General features: G+C 57.2%; 14 protein-coding genes. 4 read left to right on the top strand and 10 right to left on the bottom strand.

Annotated features, from left to right (window positions below):
- Positions 1-72 precede the first annotated feature (72 nt).
- The 5 genes from cyoD to AD930_RS01445 form a co-directional block, all read right to left on the bottom strand.
- Positions 73-405 carry a cytochrome o ubiquinol oxidase subunit IV gene (gene cyoD, locus AD930_RS01465; RefSeq protein WP_061491281.1) on the bottom strand — a complete coding sequence of 111 codons (333 nt, stop codon included), beginning with the start codon at positions 403-405 and terminating at the stop codon, positions 73-75.
- Positions 405-1,010 carry a cytochrome o ubiquinol oxidase subunit III gene (gene cyoC, locus AD930_RS01460; protein WP_043549225.1) on the bottom strand — a complete coding sequence of 202 codons (606 nt, stop codon included), beginning with the start codon at positions 1,008-1,010 and terminating at the stop codon, positions 405-407. Before cyoC ends, cyoD begins: the two co-directional genes overlap by 1 nt.
- Positions 1,010-3,001: a cytochrome o ubiquinol oxidase subunit I gene (gene cyoB / locus AD930_RS01455; RefSeq protein WP_043549227.1), complete on the bottom strand. Its 1,992-nt coding sequence runs from the start codon at positions 2,999-3,001 to the stop codon at positions 1,010-1,012. The genes cyoC and cyoB overlap by 1 nt, the downstream gene beginning before the upstream one ends.
- 5 nt (positions 3,002-3,006) lie before the next feature.
- Positions 3,007-3,930, bottom strand: a complete 924-nt coding sequence (cyoA, locus tag AD930_RS01450; protein WP_043549228.1) for a ubiquinol oxidase subunit II — start codon at positions 3,928-3,930, stop codon at positions 3,007-3,009.
- Between the two features lie 626 nt (positions 3,931-4,556).
- Positions 4,557-5,333, bottom strand: coding sequence for a Bax inhibitor-1/YccA family protein (locus AD930_RS01445; RefSeq protein WP_061504844.1), 777 nt, complete (start codon positions 5,331-5,333; stop codon positions 4,557-4,559).
- A gap of 86 nt (positions 5,334-5,419) precedes the next feature.
- Here AD930_RS01445 and AD930_RS01440 point away from each other — a divergent pair, with 86 nt between their 5' ends.
- From AD930_RS01440 to AD930_RS01425, 4 genes are all read left to right on the top strand, one after another.
- Positions 5,420-5,995, top strand: coding sequence for a 2'-5' RNA ligase family protein (locus AD930_RS01440; RefSeq protein ID WP_061504843.1), 576 nt, complete (start codon positions 5,420-5,422; stop codon positions 5,993-5,995).
- 232 nt (positions 5,996-6,227) lie between these two features.
- Positions 6,228-8,456: a PQQ-dependent dehydrogenase, methanol/ethanol family gene (locus AD930_RS01435; RefSeq protein ID WP_043549232.1), complete on the top strand. Its 2,229-nt coding sequence runs from the start codon at positions 6,228-6,230 to the stop codon at positions 8,454-8,456.
- Positions 8,457-8,512: 56 nt separating this feature from the next.
- Positions 8,513-9,928 (top strand): c-type cytochrome, encoded by a 1,416-nt coding sequence (locus AD930_RS01430; protein ID WP_043549272.1) that lies wholly within the window; start codon positions 8,513-8,515, stop codon positions 9,926-9,928.
- 113 nt (positions 9,929-10,041) lie between these two features.
- Entirely contained in the window at positions 10,042-10,716 is a 675-nt protein-coding gene (locus tag AD930_RS01425; protein ID WP_373320439.1) for a uracil-DNA glycosylase family protein, read from the top strand.
- Positions 10,717-10,732: 16 nt separating this feature from the next.
- Here AD930_RS01425 and AD930_RS01420 read toward each other — a convergent pair whose 3' ends face one another.
- The 5 genes from AD930_RS01420 to AD930_RS01400 all read right to left on the bottom strand — a co-directional run bounded on the left by AD930_RS01420 (position 10,733) and on the right by AD930_RS01400 (position 17,082).
- Complete coding sequence (locus AD930_RS01420) at positions 10,733-11,974, bottom strand: glycerate kinase type-2 family protein (protein WP_244150458.1); 1,242 nt, start codon at positions 11,972-11,974, stop codon at positions 10,733-10,735.
- Positions 11,975-12,195: 221 nt separating this feature from the next.
- Positions 12,196-13,053, bottom strand: coding sequence for a carboxylating nicotinate-nucleotide diphosphorylase (nadC, locus tag AD930_RS01415; RefSeq protein ID WP_061491578.1), 858 nt, complete (start codon positions 13,051-13,053; stop codon positions 12,196-12,198).
- Between the two features lie 45 nt (positions 13,054-13,098).
- Positions 13,099-14,091, bottom strand: a complete 993-nt coding sequence (nadA, locus tag AD930_RS01410; RefSeq protein ID WP_061504841.1) for a quinolinate synthase NadA — start codon at positions 14,089-14,091, stop codon at positions 13,099-13,101.
- Positions 14,092-14,172: 81 nt separating this feature from the next.
- Positions 14,173-16,404, bottom strand: coding sequence for an FUSC family protein (locus tag AD930_RS01405; protein WP_061504840.1), 2,232 nt, complete (start codon positions 16,402-16,404; stop codon positions 14,173-14,175).
- Positions 16,405-16,548: 144 nt separating this feature from the next.
- The gene (locus tag AD930_RS01400) at positions 16,549-17,082 is read right to left on the bottom strand and encodes an adenine phosphoribosyltransferase (RefSeq protein ID WP_043549235.1); all 534 of its coding nucleotides are present in this window, start codon (positions 17,080-17,082) and stop codon (positions 16,549-16,551) included.
- Between the last annotated feature and the right edge of the window lies 1 nt (position 17,083).

The raw sequence follows: 17,083 nt of genomic DNA, 5'->3' as shown, positions 1-17,083 counted from the left end.
AATTGCTTCCGGGGCTTTTTTCTTACCAAACACAAGACCCTGCCGGTGCGAGACCGGCAGAGCTGTCCCTTATTAGCGGGACATCATGTGCAGGGCGGTGTTGTTCATGATGAACATGGTGCCGATGAGCAGAATCACGACGAAACCAACAGTGAAGAAGAAACACATGTTGTTCCAACGCTGCTCGGACCCATTGCCCATATGCAGGAAGTAATGCAGGTGCACGAGCACCTGAATGAAGGCGAGAACCGCAAGACCCGTCAGCGTGCCTGAAGGAGACAGGCTATGGCTCATAACGAGGCCAAAGGACGCTGCCGTCAGGATAACCGCAAGAACGAACCCGATAATGTATGACGATACACTACCGTGGCTTTCACCCGAAGGGGATGTGTGAAGATCGCTCATCAGATCATGCTCGCCAGATAGACATAGGTGAAGACGCAGATCCAGACGATATCCAGGAAGTGCCAGAACAGGCTCAGGCAGGTGAGCTTATTCATCATACGTTCCGGGATCTCAGTCGTGCCCATCAGCTGAACGATGAGGGTCACGAGCCAGATCAGACCACACGTTACGTGCAGACCATGCGTAGACACCAGTGTGAAGAAGGAAGACAGGAACGCGCTGCGGTCCGGCCCATTACCTTCATGGATCATGTGTGCAAATTCATTCAGTTCCAGGCCAACAAAGCCCAGGCCCAGAAGGAACGTTACACCCAGCCACATGATGACTTTGTTAACTTCATTCTTATGGGCGGCAATCATGCCGAACCCATAAGTGATGGAAGAGATCAGCAGCAGGGCTGTTTCCTGCGCCAGTCCGCTATACTCGAACAGGTCACGGCCGCTCGGGCCGCCGTTAACCTGGTTGTGCAGGACTGCAAACACGGCAAAAAGCGAGCCGAAGATAATGCAGTCGGTCATCAGATAGACCCAGAACCCGAACACCACCGGGGACTCGTGATGGTGTTCGTCGTGGCCTGCGGTCTGAACAGTTGTGTCGTGCGCCATTACTCAGCTGCCTGTGCCATGAGTTTACGGGAATGCTCGTTCTCGATCCGGGCAACTTCTTCAGCAGGGATGTAGTAATCGATATCCTTGTTGGCGCTACGGGCAATAACCGTCCCGATCACAGCGATCAGGCCGATGGCTGCCAGCCACCAGATATACCATACTGCAGCAAAGCCGAAGATGAGGCTGAACACACCGATAAGGAACCCGGCAGCCGTGTTTTTCGGCATATGGATCGGAGCATACGGCCCACCAGCACAACGCGTATCAATGCCGTTTTCCTTGTCGTGCATGAACGCATCGAGTTCATGAACGTGCGGGACAATAGCAAAGTTGTACGGCGGCGGCGGTGAAGACGTGGACCATTCCAGAGCGCGACCATTCCACGGATCACCCGTGACATCACGGTTAGCGGGCAGGTTGCGGTCACGAATTGTCACGTACAGCTGGGTCAGCTGACACACGATCCCCAGCAGGATCAGCACAGCACCGACTTCAGCAATCAGCAGCCAGATGTGCCATTCCGGATTGTCGTAGTGGTTCATACGACGGGTCATGCCGTCGAAGCCCAGCACATACAGCGGAACGAACGCAAAGTAGAAGCCAACGAACCAGAACCAGAAGGCACGGATGCCCCAGGACTCGTTCATCTTGAAGCCCATGACCTTCGGGAACCAGAAGTTCATGCCACAGATGTAACCGAAATACACACCACCGATAATCACGTTATGGAAGTGAGCAATCAGGAACAGGGAGTTATGCAGAACGAAGTCAGCACCCGGAATTGCCATCATCACACCGGTCATACCACCGATGGTGAAGGTCACCATGAAGCCAACGGCCCAGTACATGCAAGCATGGAACTGAACGCGACCCTTATACATGGTGAACATCCAGTTAAAGAGTTTCACACCTGTCGGGATCGAGATGATCATGGTTGCAATGCCGAAGAAGGCATTCACATCCGGACCAGCACCCATCGTGAAGAAGTGGTGAACCCACACGATGAAGGACAGAACCATGATGGAGCAGGTTGCGTAAACCATGGTGCCGTAGCCGAACAGCGGCTTGCCGGAGAAAGCAGGAACAACTTCAGAGAACACGCCAAAGGCGGGGATAACAAGAATGTAAACTTCAGGATGACCCCAGGACCAGATCAGGCTGAGATACAGCATCTGGTTACCGCCACCATCATTGGTGAAGAAGTGCATACCAAAGTAACGGTCCAGACCCAGCAGTGCGACAGCAACGGTCAGCACGGGGAAGGAGACCATGATCAGGATAGAGGAGCAGAAAGCCGTCCAGGTGAAGACAGGCATCTTCATCCAGGTCATGCCCGGAGCGCGCATCTTCACGATCGTCACGAAGAAGTTCACGCCGGTCAGCAGGGTGCCGACACCGGAGAGCTGAATGGCCCAGATATAGTAATCCACACCAACGCCAGGGCTGAACTGAGACTCAGACAGCGGAGGATAAGCCAGCCAGCCACACTGTGAGAATTCACCGATGAACAGGGAGACGTTCACCAGGATGAATGCAATGGCGGTCATCCAGAAGCTGAGGTTGTTCAGGAACGGGAAGGCAACGTCGCGGGCACCGATCTGAAGCGGCACAACGAAGTTGAACAGCCCGGTCATGAAAGCCATGGCCAGGAAGAAGATCATGATCGTTCCGTGAGCGGAGAAGATCTGATCGTAGTGATGCGGCGGCAGATAACCGGGGTTGCCAGCATAGGCCATGGCCAGCTGGGTACGCATCATGATGGCGTCCGCAAAACCGCGGAACAGAGCAACCAGCGCCAGCACGATGTACATGACAGCCAGACGCTTATGGTCAACGGAAGTCAGCCACTCTTTCCAGAGGTAGCCCCACTTGCCGTAATAGGTAATCAGCCCCAGAACCGCGAGACCGATGATGGCAACGCCCAAGAACGTGCCTACCAGGATCGGCACATCCAGCGGGATGGCCGAGAACGATAGTCTCCCTAGCATAGATCCTATTCCTTCATATTCATGTCGGACATCGCGGACTGCACCTGAATCATCTTGCCAGTGCTTTTGTCCATGACCATGCCGTTGTTGTATTTGGCAACGATCGTGTTGAACATTCCGGGTTCAACATGCGCGAAATATTCGACAGGATTGGCTTCGCTCGGCGCAGCCAGCTTCGGATAGGTCTGACCATCCAGCTGCTCGGAGGAAGACTTTACTTTATCAACCCATGCATTGAATTCATCACCACTGACAGCCAGCGTGCGGAATTTCATGTCAGAAAAGCCACGGCCGCTGTAGTTGGCGGATTCACCCAGGTAGTCACCCGGCTCGTTAGCCATAAGGTGAAGCTGAGTCTGCATACCGGCCATTGCGTAAATCATGGAACCAAGACGCGGGATGAAGAAAGAGTTCATCACGGAATCAGAGGTGATTACGAAATCGACGGGGGTGTTAACCGGAATAGCCAGCTGGTTGACGGTCGCAATACCCTGTTCCGGGTAGATAAACAGCCATTTCCAGTCCAGAGCCACAACTTCAACATGAAGCGGCTTGGTGGTTGCTTCGGCTTCCAGCGGTTTGTACGGGTCAAGAGAATGACACGTCTGGTAGGTGATCACCGCAAGAAAGAGAATGATCAGGGAGGGCACGCCCCAGATGATCAGCTCGATCTTGTTAGAATGAGACCACTTAGGAAGATATTCTGCACTGGTGTTCGACTGGCGATAATGCCAGGCGAAATACACGGACAGAATGATGGTCGGAATGACCACAATCAGCATTGCGATTGTAGAGGTGGCGATCAGTGATTTCACCCCATCGCCAACCGGGCCTTTCGGATCCAAGACATCCATCTCACACCCGGCAAGCAGCAACGCTGACGATAGGCCGCCCAATCGCGCCATTCTCGCCAGTAACTTGTTTTTCATCGCACGCCTCTTGGTTCTGACATCTACTTAGCCTCACAAAGACTCTTCGCTCCTGCTGCCATAGAAGCCCGACAACAGCAAGAAACCGCGCTCCGGCTCCCTTGGGTGCCAAAATGCCGGCAACCCTGCACAGACTGCCATCTCCTCCGGAAAAGAGATGGAAAAGCCTGAGCCGGAACGACAGTTCAACAGGCTCCTCGGGCAGCGAAAACGCCTTGCGCCCTACTTTATTCCTAAAGCGCAGATTCTCAATGTCCGAAAAGTTCCATCAGCCTTTCGTCACAGTCGATCTATTCCCTAAAGAACATTTCGTTCCTGTGTTATTTCGCCGAATTTCGAGGGTGACAAGACTTCACTATTTATTACTGAATATTACATACCAAAAATGTCCTGATTTTTTTTCTCTTTCAAATCAGGGTGTTATAGCACCATCCCTCAAATCACAGATCTGTGAACCACTTCATCACGCTCAACATAAGTCTTATTTTGAACGCATTCTGAATGGGCAGACGCCCTTTCCTTCACTGCATAGCTGGCCACACAAAAAAGCCCGACCTCTGCAGGCCGGGCTTTCCAGATTTATTCAGACTCCCCGGATTAAGGAGTCTGCACCTCTCATTCCAACCTTAGTCGTTGGAGTTCCGCACACCCATGAACTGGAGCAGGAACTGGAAGAGGTTGATGAAATTCAGATACAGGCTCAGCGCATCATAGACGCTGCGTTTGGCTGCTTCCTCCGGACCTTCATACGCCGCGAATTGCGGGTAGGTGACGCGGATACGCTGGGCGTCAAACGCACTGAACGCGGTGAAGATGAACACCCCGATAATGCTGTAGACAAAATAGACTGCCGAGCTTTTCAGGAAGATGTTCACCAAACCGGCAATCACCAGACCAAATAGCCCCATCATCAGGAACGAGCTGAACTTCAGCAGGTTAGCCTTGGTGGTGTAACCCCACAGGGAAGTTGCCCCGAAGGTGCAGGCCGTCACCAGAAAGACGCGCACAACGGAGACACCGGTGTAGACCAGAAAAATGCTGGCCATGCTGGCGCCCATGGTTGCACAGAAAGCCCAGAAAAGACCCTGCGCCCCCTGTCGGGACAGGCGGTTAACCCCAAAGGACATCACCAGCACAAAGCCGAGCGGGGCAATCATGGCGAGGTCACCCAGCAGCGTGGGGCGCAGCGCCAGACCACCCGCCGTGGGGGTCAGATGGAAAAACAGGTTCCGCAAGCCGGTAAAGGCTACGGCGTAGGCCACGATGCCTGTCAGCAGCAGGCCTGAGGCCATCCAGTTATAAACGCGCAGCATGTAGGCGCGCAGACCTGCATCCAGTGCGCCGGCCTGGGCATTTAAGCCCGCAGCTGCTGTGGGTGAACGGTAGTCGTGACTGAACGACATCTTTTCCTCTCCTTGTCCGGACAAGCCGGCGTTGCTTTATACTTGTGGCTGCCCTGCCCCTGCGTCAAGGGTTAGCAACCCCTTTCATGACCAGCCTGAGAGATGACGAAGGTCTGACGATGTACCTTATAATTGGCGCGACACTCCCTGCGGAACTCCGGACAACCCTGCTTGGGCTTCAGGCTCATTTTCCAGACAAGAGCTGGGTGCCGGAGTCTTTCCTTTTTTTGCCGTTCTGCGCGGTGGGAAACATTACCGACCCCACAGTTCTGGAAGAAATTGATCACGCTTTGCGGAACATTTGCCCCCGTATGCCGCTTCCCTTCACGATAGATGGATTTGAAGTCTCTCTGCGCAAGGACCGAATCTCACTCGGAATAAAAGTACAGTCCTCACAGATCGATCACCTTTCCGTGAAAATCCGTTCGGCCATGCAACGGGCGGGGGTGCAAAACCCAAAACTTTATACCCCTCTGACCATTCCTTTAGCGGGGGTTACGGACGTCCCTTCCCTTAACGTCAGTCAGTGGATTCAGATGCATCATCCACAGACATTTTCAGAACAGGCCATTTCCGAAATTACCCTTTTCAGCTCTTGGAAAAACGAGGAAACACCCCTCATCATTCCGGAGGAGGAATATCATTTTAGCGGGAATATTTAAGTCATCTGCTCACGCGTTATAACATAGGCTATTACAGTTCGTGATCACGCAGCTACAAGATAAGGCACCGCCTCTACGCTGCTGTAACGGCTAGATAATCTCCATGAACATGGAGGCAGCTATTCATCTGGCGTGATTGACAGAAACAGGGCCTCTTGGCTGATTGTGAGAAACCGGCCTGCCGGCTTTTTTCTTCTTTCCTCACCTTAATATCAGTCGAGGACGCTAACGCATGACCCGCCCCGCCTCCGCCAAGAGACGTTCGCTGCTAGGAATTCTCGCGGCTGGAACGATCTGCGCCGCATCACTGCCGTATGCGGCAGTGCCTGCCTACGCTGACGCCCAAAGCAACACAGGGGAAGCGATTATCCATGCGGATGATCACCCTGAAAACTGGCTCTCTTACGGCCGGACCTACACGGAACAGCGCTTCAGCCCGCTGGAGGACATTAACCGGTCCAACGTTGGTAACCTGAAGCTGGCCTGGTTCTACGACCTGGACACAAACCGCGGGCAGGAAGGCACGCCCCTGGTTGTGGACGGCGTGATGTATGCCACCACCAACTGGTCCAAAATGAAGGCGCTCGACGCCGCAACCGGCAAGCTGCTGTGGGCCTATGACCCGCGCACGCCGGGCAACATTGCGGACAAAGGCTGCTGTGACACGGTTAACCGTGGTGCGGCATACTGGAACGGCAAAGTCTACTTTGGCACGTTTGATGGCCGCCTGATCGCACTGGATGCCAAAACCGGCAAGCTGGTGTGGAGCGTGAACACCATCCCCAAAGACGCCTCTCTGGGCCAGCAGCGTTCCTATACGGTTGACGGCGCTGTGCGTGTTGCAAAAGGTCGCGTTCTGATCGGCAACGGCGGGTCCGAATTTGGCGCCCGTGGTTTTGTGACCGCCTACGATGCCGAAACCGGCAAGATGGACTGGCGCTTCTATACGGTTCCCAACAACAAGAACCAGCCGGACCACGCAGCATCAGACTCCGCACTGATGAGCAAAGCCTACAAGACCTGGAGCCCCACGGGCGCCTGGACGAAGCAGGGCGGCGGCGGCACGGTCTGGGACTCCATTGTCTATGACCCCGAAGCCGATCTGGTTTATCTGGCCGTCGGTAACGGCTCCCCCTGGAACTACAAATATCGTTCCGACGGGATTGGCGATAACCTGTTCCTGGGCAGCATTGTAGCCGTTAAGCCTGAAACCGGCGAATACGTCTGGCATTTCCAGGAAACGCCGATGGACCAGTGGGATTACACCTCGGTCCAGCAGATCATGACGCTTGATCTGCCGATCAATGGTGAAAAGCGCCACGTGATCGTCCATGCGCCGAAAAACGGCTTCTTCTACATTCTGGACGCCAAGACGGGTGAATTCCTGTCCGGCAACAACTATGTGTACCAGAACTGGGCACAGGGTCTGGACCCCAAGACGGGTCGTCCGATCTATAACCCGGATGCGCTCTACACCCTGAACGGCAAGGAATGGTATGGCATTCCGGGCGATCTGGGTGGCCATAACTTTGCTGCCATGGCCTACAGCCCCAAAACGGGTCTGGTCTATATCCCGGCACAGCAGGTTCCGTTCCTGTATAAAAACCAGGTTGGTGGCTTTAAAGCCCACCCGGACTCCTGGAACCTGGGTCTGGACATGAACAAAGCTGGCCTGCCCGACACCCCCGAAGCCCGCACGGCCTTCATGAAAGATCTGAAGGGCTGGATTGTGGCCTGGGATCCGAAGAAGCAGCAGGCTGCATGGGTTGTTGACCATAAAGGCCCGTGGAATGGCGGTCTTCTGGCAACAGGCGGTGACCTTCTGTTCCAGGGTCTGGCTAACGGCGAATTCCACGCCTACGACGCCACAAACGGTGCAGACCTGTTCCACTTTGATGCCCAGAGCGGCATTATTGCTCCGCCGATTACCTATAAGGCAAAAGGCAAGCAGTACGTTGCTGTGGAAGTGGGCTGGGGCGGCATCTATCCGTTCTTCCTGGGTGGTCTGGCCCGTACGTCCGGCTGGACAGTCAACCACTCCCGCGTTGTGGCCTTCTCTCTGGATGGCAATGCTGTTCTGCCGCCGCAGAACGACAAGGGCTTCCTGCCCGTCAAGCCGCCGGCACAGTATGACACCAAGGTGACGGACAACGGTTACTTCCAGTTCCAGACCTATTGCGCCGCCTGCCATGGCGATAACGCAGAAGGTGCAGGCGTTCTGCCTGATCTGCGCTGGTCCGGTTCCATCCGCCATCAGGATGCCTTCTACAACGTTGTCGGTCGCGGTGCTCTGACTGCCTACGGCATGGATCGTTTTGATACGAGCATGAAGCCTGATGAGATCGAGGCTATCCGCCAGTTCATCATCAAGCGCGCGAACGAAACGTATCAGCGTGAAGTGGATGCTCGTAAGAATGACAAGGGCATTCCTGAAAACGCGACCCTCGGCATCACGCCGTAATGGTCCGGCAGAGTCATGACGTCATTCGGCACACAAGCGATACAGTGGTAAAAACGATGATCAAAGGACTAAAAGCCGCTCTTGGAGCGGTCACTGTCGGGCTTCTGGCAGGAACTTCTCTGGCCCATGCCCAGAGCACTGATGATGCACTGGTTAAAAAAGGTGAGTATGTCGCCCGTCTGGGTGACTGCGTGGCCTGTCATACAGCGCTGCATGGCCAGAAATACGCGGGTGGTCTGTCTATTCAGACCCCCATTGGCACCATCTATTCCACGAACATCACGCCGGACCCGACCCACGGGATTGGCACCTACACGTTCAAGGAATTTGACGAAGCCGTTCGCCACGGCGTCCGCAAGGATGGCAGCACGCTTTACCCCGCCATGCCTTATCCGTCCTTTGCACGGATGACGCAGGACGACATGAAGGCGCTGTATGCGTACTTCATGCACGGTGTGAAGCCGGTTGCCGAAGCCAACAAACCGGCTGGCATCTCCTGGCCCATGTCCATGCGCTGGCCGCTGTCTATCTGGCGTTCCGTGTTTGCTCCGGCACCCAAGGACTTCACCCCGGCTCCGGGCACGGATGCTGATATTGCCCGCGGTGAATACCTCGTCACGGGTCCGGGCCATTGCGGTGCCTGTCATACGCCGCGCGGCTTTGGCATGCAGGAAAAAGCACTGGACGCTTCTGGCGGTGCTGACTTCCTGGCCGGTGGCGCTCCGATTGATAACTGGATTGCCCCCAGCCTGCGGAACGACCCGGTCATGGGTATTGGTCGCTGGTCTGAAGAAGACCTCTACCAGTTCCTGAAATCTGGCCGTATCGACCACTCCGCTGCGTTTGGTGGCATGGCAGACGTGGTGGGCTGGAGCACCCAGTACTTCACGGATGCTGACCTGCACGCCATGGCGAAATACCTGAAGGCCCTCCCCCCGGTTCCGCCGGCACGGGGTGACTACAAGTATGATCCGTCCACGGCACAGGCTCTGGACTCCAACAACACGTCCGGCACCCCCGGTGCCAGCACGTATGTTGACCAGTGCGCCATCTGTCACCGTAACGATGGTGGTGGTGTGGCCCGTATGTTCCCGCCGCTGGCTGGTAACCCGGTTGTCGTGTCTGAAAACCCGACATCTGTCGCCCACATCATTGTGGACGGCGCGGTTCTGCCGCCGACCAACTGGGCTCCGTCCGCTGTCGCCATGCCGGGCTACAAGAGCGTTCTGTCTGACCAGCAGATGGCTGACGTCGTGAACTTCATCCGCACCTCCTGGGGTAACAAGGCACCGGCTAACGTCACCGCCTCCGATATCCAGAAGCTGCGCGTTGATCACGCTCCGATCTCCACCGCTTCCTGGGGCTTTGGTGGGAGTGACTCCGCAACATGGGGTGTCTTCCATCCGCAGCCTTACGGCGCTGGCTGGACGTTCTCTCCGCAGACCCACTCGGGTGAAGACGCAGCACAGTAAGCCGCATCTTCCCTCACTCTGCCCCTTAACCGGGGCAGATCTTAAAACACCGCACTGGTCCTGCCAGTGCGGTGTTTTTTTATGCGCAGCACGCTTCGGGAAAGCCGCATATTGTGGAACGCGATACCCCACCACATATCCTTGGCATGGCCTCTCTCTTTTCCAGACACACTTCCGCCTTTCCCGCAGACAGCACCGCTGCGGAACAGGACGAAATTCTCGCCGGTTTTTTGAAAGAACTGCGAGGCTGTCAGGCCTGCGCGCACAAACTGCCGCTGGGGCCGCGCCCGGTTGTGCGCCTTTCTCCCCGCGCCCGGCTTTTGATTGCCGGACAGGCCCCCGGCACCCGTGTGCATAATACCGGCGTGCCGTTTAACGATGCGTCTGGTGAGCGCCTGCGCTCCTGGCTGGATATGAGCCCGGATGTTTTTTACGACACAGAGCAAGTCGCTATTGTGCCAATGGGCCTGTGTTATCCGGGCGTTTTACCTAAAGGGGGAGACCGGCCACCGCCGCCAGAATGCGCCTCCCTCTGGCGGGAACGCATCCTGTCCTTCCTGCCCAACCTGCGCCTGACGCTGCTTGTCGGGTCTTACGCGCAGAATTATGCTTTGGGAAAAGGGAAGGTATTTGAAAGGGTTTTGGATTTCCGTTCTTACCCTCCCAACATTTTCCCACTTCCGCACCCCTCATGGCGAACGGGGGCGTGGGAGCGAAAAACGCCGGAATTCCAGAACGTCGTTATTCCGGCTCTGCGAGAGGCCGTGAAACATGCTCTGGAAGACTGAGTGTAAAAACCGCCTTTTATAAAACCAGAATCAGGCGAATATCATTCACATTGGTCAGCGTTGGACCGGTTATTACAAGGTCATCAAGATTTTTAAAGTAGCTGTAGCTATCATGACGTTTTAGAAAATCTTCGGCACTCAGACCCAACACAGCCCCGCGGGAGAGGGTGTGCGGGCCAATCAGAGCGCCTGCGGCGTCTTCCGTCCCATCAATCCCGTCACTATCCCCGGCCATACCCCAAATACCCAACTCACCAGCCAGACTTTGCGCACAGGCAAGCAGGAATTCCGTATTACGGCCCCCTCTGCCCGGTTTTTCACCCGGCCTGATCGTCACAGTCGTCTCGCCGCCACTGAGCAGCACAGCTGGAGCCGCTACAGGCTGACCGTGCTGTTTCACGGATCGCGCCATGCCAGCAAACAGCGTCCCGGCTGAACTGCTTTCCCCTTCCAGCGCATCCCCCAGAATGATGGGGGTCACACCCGCCCGGCGTGCCACATCTGCGGCGGCTTCCAGCGCGAAGAAGGGCGTTGCAATCAGTGTCAGGCTATTGCCCTCCGCCACGGGCGGATTGGCGTGTTTTTCTGCATCAGCCTCCCGTTGCAGCAGGGCCTGTGCGGCAGGGGGTAACGTCAGATCATATTTGTGGAGAATGCGCAGCACATCCTGCGCCGTCGTCTCATCCTGCACAGTCGGGCCGCTGGCAATGACGGACGGGTCATCCCCCGGGACGTCGCTGATCACCAAAGACACAACCCGCGCCGGATACGCCGCCTGCGCGAGCCGACCACCCTTGATGGCGGACAAATGGCGGCGGACGGTGTTCATCTCTGTAATGGTCGCGCCGGAATGCAGGAGCTGGCGGGCAATCTGCTTTTTCTCATCCAGTGTAATGCCCTCAGCCGGGAGTGCCAGAAGAGCCGAACCACCACCAGAGATCAGGGCGATAACCAGATCATCCGCCTGTAGGCCCTTCACCGTTTTCAGAATTTCTCGCGCAGCCTGCTCACTGCGTTCATCCGGGACGGGGTGTGAAGCTTCCAGCACTCGGATGGACTGGGTCGCCATGGTATGACCATCCCGCGTGACCACCACACCTTCCAGCGGGACATCCGGCCATGCAGCCTCCAGCGCCGCCGCCATGGACGCCGCGGCCTTACCGGCCCCCACCACAACACAGCGTCCCTTGGGTTTTTCCGGCAGGAACCGCGCCAGCACATGGAACGGGCTGGCGCTGGCCACGGCGGCATCAAACATCTCGCGCAGAAAAACCCGCACCCGGGTTTCCGACCACTCTTCCGCCGGGGAGGACGACGCTGTGTTGAACGACTCTGACATAAAGGCTGCCTCTTATTTTTCGTGCATCATCCCATGATGTTCCGGAGATGAACTCAAGGAATCAGGATCACATTTTACCGACTAACGCGTGACCTGCCCCAAGGGTTACAAAAAACACCGGGACGTGAGGGCGCTTACGTTCAAAGGGTCTTTTCAAAATCCAGACCAAAATCGAGTGCTTTGACGGAATGCGTCAGCCAGCCGACGGACAGCAGATCCACCCCGGTCCCGGCAATGGCCGCTGCCGTCAGCGGTGTAATACCACCGGAGGCCTCGGTCAGCAGGCGGCCCTTAATCATCTCAACACAGGTGCGCAGCATAGGCACCGGCATGTTGTCCAGCAGTACGGCGTCCACCGGTTCACCGGCCAGCACGTCCTGCAACTGTTCGGGGGTATCGACCTCAACTTCAATTTTCACCATATGGCCCGCCGCCTTGCGCGCCCGCGCTACGGCTTCCTGCACGCTGCCCACCAGCGCAATATGGTTGTCCTTGATCAGAATGGCATCATCCAGCCCCATACGGTGGCTGATCCCGCCACCGGCCCGCACGGCGTATTTCTGCACCGCCCGCAGGCCGGGCAGTGTTTTACGCGTGCAGCACAGGCGTGCCTTTGTGCCCGCCATGCTAGCCACAATCTGCGCCGTGGCGGTGGCAATGCCGCTGAGGTGGGAGAGGAAGTTCAGCCCCACCCGCTCGCCCGTCAGAATGGAGCGGGCAGAGCCTTCCACCACAGCCACTACATCACCGGGTTCCAGAGGCGCGCCCTCCACTTTCAGGCGCTCGAACAGCAGAGACGGGTCCATCAGGTGAAAGGATAATCTCGCCAGATCCAGCCCGGCCAGCACGCCTTTTTCCCGGCAACGCAGGGTCACCCGGACGCGCTCGGTCCCTTTCAGAACGGCGCTGGTCGTCAGATCCCCTCCGCGCCCAAGATCTTCCAGCAGTCCGGCCCGCACCAGCGGTTCGAGCATGATATCAGGCAGAGCAGGCAGCATGGATCGTCTCGTTCTCTTCTTCAAAAATCGTGAGGGGAAAGCGCCTTAAACTGCCAGCATCCGCTCAATGGACAGGCGGGCGCGGTCTGCCACGCTGGGATCGACCGTCACTTCTACTTCCATCTGCTCCAGAGATTTGCGGATGGCGGAGAGCGTGATGTGCTTCATATGCGGGCAGAGGTTGCAGGGGCGGACAAACTCTACCTCCGGATGCTCCACGGCCAGATTGTCGCTCATGGAACATTCCGTCACCAGTAGCACGCGCCCGGCTTTTCCAGACGCCACGAAGTCTGACATCCCGGCGGTTGAGCCGGAGAAATCGGCTTCCGCCACAACCTCTGGCGGACATTCCGGATGCGCCAGCACCACAAGGTCCGGCCACGCCGCGCGCCACTGGCGGATTTCTTCCGGCGTGAAGCGCTCATGCACCTCACAATGGCCTTTCCAGGTAATGATTTTCACCCCGGTTTCATTGGCCACATTCTGCGCCAGAAACTCATCGGGGATCATAATCACTTCATCCACGCCCAGACTTTCAATCACCTTGCGAGCATTGCCGGAGGTGCAGCAGATATCGCTTTCTGCCTTCACATCGGCGGACGTGTTTACGTACGTCACTACCGGCACGCCGGGGTAACGGGCGCGCATCAGCCGGACATCCGCCGCAGTGATGGAATCCGCCAGTGAGCATCCGGCTTCCACAGACGGCAGAAGCACCTTTTTAGACGGGTTCAGCAGCTTGGCAGTCTCAGCCATGAAGGCCACCCCCGCCATAACGATTATATCTGCTTCGACTTCCTGCGCCTTACGCGCCAGAGCGAGGGAATCCCCCGTGACATCCGCCACACAATGGAAGATTTCCGGCGTCTGATAGTTATGCGCCAGAATGACGGCGTTATGCTTTTCTTTAAGGGCCAGAATAGCGGCAATATCTTCAGAAAAAGCGGGCCACTCCATGGCCGGAATAACATGGCTTACCCGTGGGTACAGGCTGTTTGCCTGCTCTTGCCAGAATGACGTCTGAAGGGAGGCGGTCATTTTGCTGTATCCGTCTGAACAGAAAGGGGCCGGGGCATCGCCTTTTCCATGCCTGCTGGCACAGGAAGAGTCAAAACACAGTCAGGAAAACGCCTTGTCCAGATACGGGGAGGACGCATCAAAGAAATCCCGGTTCTGCTCCAGCTCCGTTTCAATCACCCGCAAGCTGGCAAGGGCGCGCAGCATTTCCACCCGCACGGACAGGTTTGTTTCCACCTGCTCCCGTTGCACCAGATACTGCACAGCCAGATGCGTAGCCCGCGCCGTGCGCCCGTATTGGCCGCCATAACGACCTGTAAACCGCTGCATCCGGTTCATCATGGCCTGCGTGGCTCTTTGTGCGCCGGGCGGCAGCACACCCTGTGCCAGAATGGCCCGCAACCGCAGCACATTCAGCCCAATGGTCATGCCCGACAGCACGCCACTCAGATAGCGATTGAGCACAAAAGACTTTTTATCCGGCGTCATGGTGGACAGGCGCACAAAGCCATCCACGCTGCGCCCCACCACCTCAGACGGCAGTTCCGGCACGCGCTGGCTGGCCAGCCGCCGCAAGCCCCGCAGAATGTTCAGCCGCATGTCCCACCGCAGACCGTCCGGGTCAAACGGCAGGAAAACCCGATACATCCACATGGCAAACACCATGGCCAGCAACAGCGGCAGAGCCGTGTTGAAATACATGACCTCATCCATCCGGCCCTGATTGAGCGGCCCGACCAGAATGGGCAGGAACAGATTATAGGCCACCGCCGCCAGCACCAGCGGCACATAGGCAAAGGCCAGTCCGCCCAGCAGCATGGGGATGGAAAGGCACATGGCCAGCATTTCATACGTGGTGGGTTGGGCCATCACCCACAAATCCAGCAATCCGCACATGCCGATGACGCAGATGGTGCCGTGCAGGAAGGCCTTGGTCGCCAGAGCCGGCTGTTCCAGCGTGGAGAACAGGGCGCAGACAATGGAGACAAACATCATGAAGGTCAGACCATCCGGCCAGGCGGTGGCGACCCAGATCAGCCCCGAACAGAAGATGGTGACGGAGGCCCGGAGGCTGTTGGTAAACGCCATCCGCCAGTCCCGGTAAGACCGCATGGCATAGCGGAAGTGGTCGTGCGGCTGCGGGGTGCGGCTCATGTCGAACTGCTCAAGCGCCAGCCGCAGCTCGTCCATCATTTCTCCCAGCTTGTGCAAAAGCTGGCCCTGACGGGAGATAACGCGCTCTTCGCGCAGATCAACCGGCGTATGAGTCGCCGCAACCATTTCCTCATCAAGGCAGGAGGCTGCAAGCTGGCGGCAGGTCGCGCATAAGGCATCCAGATCCCGCAGGACGGGTGCGACAGGCTGATCCTGATCGACCCGCCCCGGCAGCGTTTGCAGAAAGCGGCTTACCTCCGCAGCGGTCTGCTGATAATGGCCACCCTCGCTGTCTGGCACCTGCAACAAGGCTGCCAGATCCAGCCCGCGCGACATCAGGACCGTCATGGCCGCCAGGGCTGCGCGCGCGTGGTCGCCTTCATGCTTGTGTTTGCCCATCTCAATTTCAGCAAACTCCACCTGATCGCTCAGCGTCAGAATGGTGGAGAACACCTCTGGAGACGTGGAAACAGAGCTACGGTCCCCTTGCAGCAGGCGGCCGAGTGTGCGCGTCACCCCGTCCAGCGCCTGCACAAAGTTACTGGCCAGCCGGTTTCTGGCGCGGTTTTCCAGCCGATACTGGAACAGGGAGGAAATGGTGGTTTCCACCACAATGCCCAACGTGATGTAGGTGGCGCGGGCCATGGCGATTTCAAAAATATGGTCCGGGGCCAGCACACCATCCAGCGCGATAATGGCGTAGGTAAAGCCGGACGCCCGCATACCGTGAATACGGTAGTTGGTCATGGCAGCCGGGCCGGGCAGCAGCGTGCCGATAAAGCAGAACGCCCCGATCCCTCCGGCCAGACAGAACAGATACAAGAGTGGTGCCTGTGGCATGCAGGCGACCAGCACAATGGCGCAGATGGTGCCCACCACCATGCCGAACATATGCCACCGCGCCTTGGCGATGGATTTACCGCGCGTACCCTGCGCCACCATCCAGACCGTCAGCGCGGCCCATTGCGGGCTGCCAAGCTCCCACCACAGAGCAATACCCAGCGCGATCAGAGCAGAGATAGTGGTCCGCAGCGCGTAACCGAAGGACAGGAGATCCGGCGCATACAGCCAGCGAAAATGGTCAAGTTTCCGCGGCGGGCCGTCGCCCAGCAGGGTCTGGCGCGCCATTTGCGCAAACGCCTGCCAGAGCTGGCCTAAAGAAAGTGCTGCACTCCTCATGCAGCACGCAGCCAAACGTATTTTACGGAAATACCTGCCATGCAGCCTTCATAGCTTAGGGCAGAGTAAAAACGTATTCACACCTTACTATGCCCGCTATGCCTGACAGGCAGGCGTCACAGGCACAGCAGGGCGGGCCGTGTTTTATTCGTCGTAAGACAGCAGGGTTTTAACCGGCGCATCCACTTTTGCGCGGCCGCCAAGACCAGTCAGTTCCACCAGCACAGAGGCACCGACCACGTTGGCTCCCGCTTTTTGCAGCAGCGTCACAGACGCGGCCAGTGTGCCGCCGGTTGCCAGCAGATCGTCCATTACCACAACGCGCTGGCCGGGTTTGATGGCGTCGGCCTGAATCTGCAGCGTGTCACTGCCATATTCCAGATCATACGTATGGGAGATGGTGGCACCCGGCAGCTTGCCCGGTTTACGCAGCATCAGCATGCCACAGCCAAGGCGGTCCGCCAGCGGTGCGGCGGTCAGAAACCCGCGGGATTCCACAGCAGCCAGCATATCGGGCTCCCACGGTGCAATCTGGCGTGCCAGACGGCCCATGGTGATCTGCCAGGCATCCGGCTCACGCATCAGCGTGGAAATATCGTAAAACAGAATACCCGGTTTCGGAAAATCCGGAATGTTCCGAATATAACGCTTCAGGTCGATATCCTCGTGCTGCGTCATG

This window comes from Acetobacter malorum (assembly GCF_001580615.1).
Taxonomy (GTDB): domain Bacteria; phylum Pseudomonadota; class Alphaproteobacteria; order Acetobacterales; family Acetobacteraceae; genus Acetobacter; species Acetobacter malorum.
The sequence above is the reverse complement of the archived record's forward strand: the minus strand, read 5'-3'. Positions and strand labels throughout refer to the sequence as shown.

Bases quoted from the DNA above. Each gene is read 5' to 3' on its own strand.
- AD930_RS01435 (WP_043549232.1), top strand. From the start codon at position 6,228: ATGACCCGCCCCGCCTCCGCCAAGAGACGTTCGCTGCTAGGAATTCTC.
- cyoC (WP_043549225.1), bottom strand. From the start codon at position 1,010: ATGGCGCACGACACAACTGTTCAGACCGCAGGCCACGACGAACACCAT.
- cyoD (WP_061491281.1), bottom strand. From the start codon at position 405: ATGAGCGATCTTCACACATCCCCTTCGGGTGAAAGCCACGGTAGTGTA.
- AD930_RS01430 (WP_043549272.1), top strand. From the start codon at position 8,513: ATGATCAAAGGACTAAAAGCCGCTCTTGGAGCGGTCACTGTCGGGCTT.
- AD930_RS01445 (WP_061504844.1), bottom strand. From the start codon at position 5,333: ATGTCGTTCAGTCACGACTACCGTTCACCCACAGCAGCTGCGGGCTTA.
- AD930_RS01405 (WP_061504840.1), bottom strand. From the start codon at position 16,404: ATGAGGAGTGCAGCACTTTCTTTAGGCCAGCTCTGGCAGGCGTTTGCG.
- AD930_RS01400 (WP_043549235.1), bottom strand. From the start codon at position 17,082: ATGACGCAGCACGAGGATATCGACCTGAAGCGTTATATTCGGAACATT.
- nadC (WP_061491578.1), bottom strand. From the start codon at position 13,053: ATGCTGCCTGCTCTGCCTGATATCATGCTCGAACCGCTGGTGCGGGCC.
- cyoB (WP_043549227.1), bottom strand. From the start codon at position 3,001: ATGCTAGGGAGACTATCGTTCTCGGCCATCCCGCTGGATGTGCCGATC.
- cyoA (WP_043549228.1), bottom strand. From the start codon at position 3,930: ATGAAAAACAAGTTACTGGCGAGAATGGCGCGATTGGGCGGCCTATCG.
- AD930_RS01420 (WP_244150458.1), bottom strand. From the start codon at position 11,974: ATGTTTGATGCCGCCGTGGCCAGCGCCAGCCCGTTCCATGTGCTGGCG.
- nadA (WP_061504841.1), bottom strand. From the start codon at position 14,091: ATGACCGCCTCCCTTCAGACGTCATTCTGGCAAGAGCAGGCAAACAGC.
- AD930_RS01440 (WP_061504843.1), top strand. From the start codon at position 5,420: ATGACCAGCCTGAGAGATGACGAAGGTCTGACGATGTACCTTATAATT.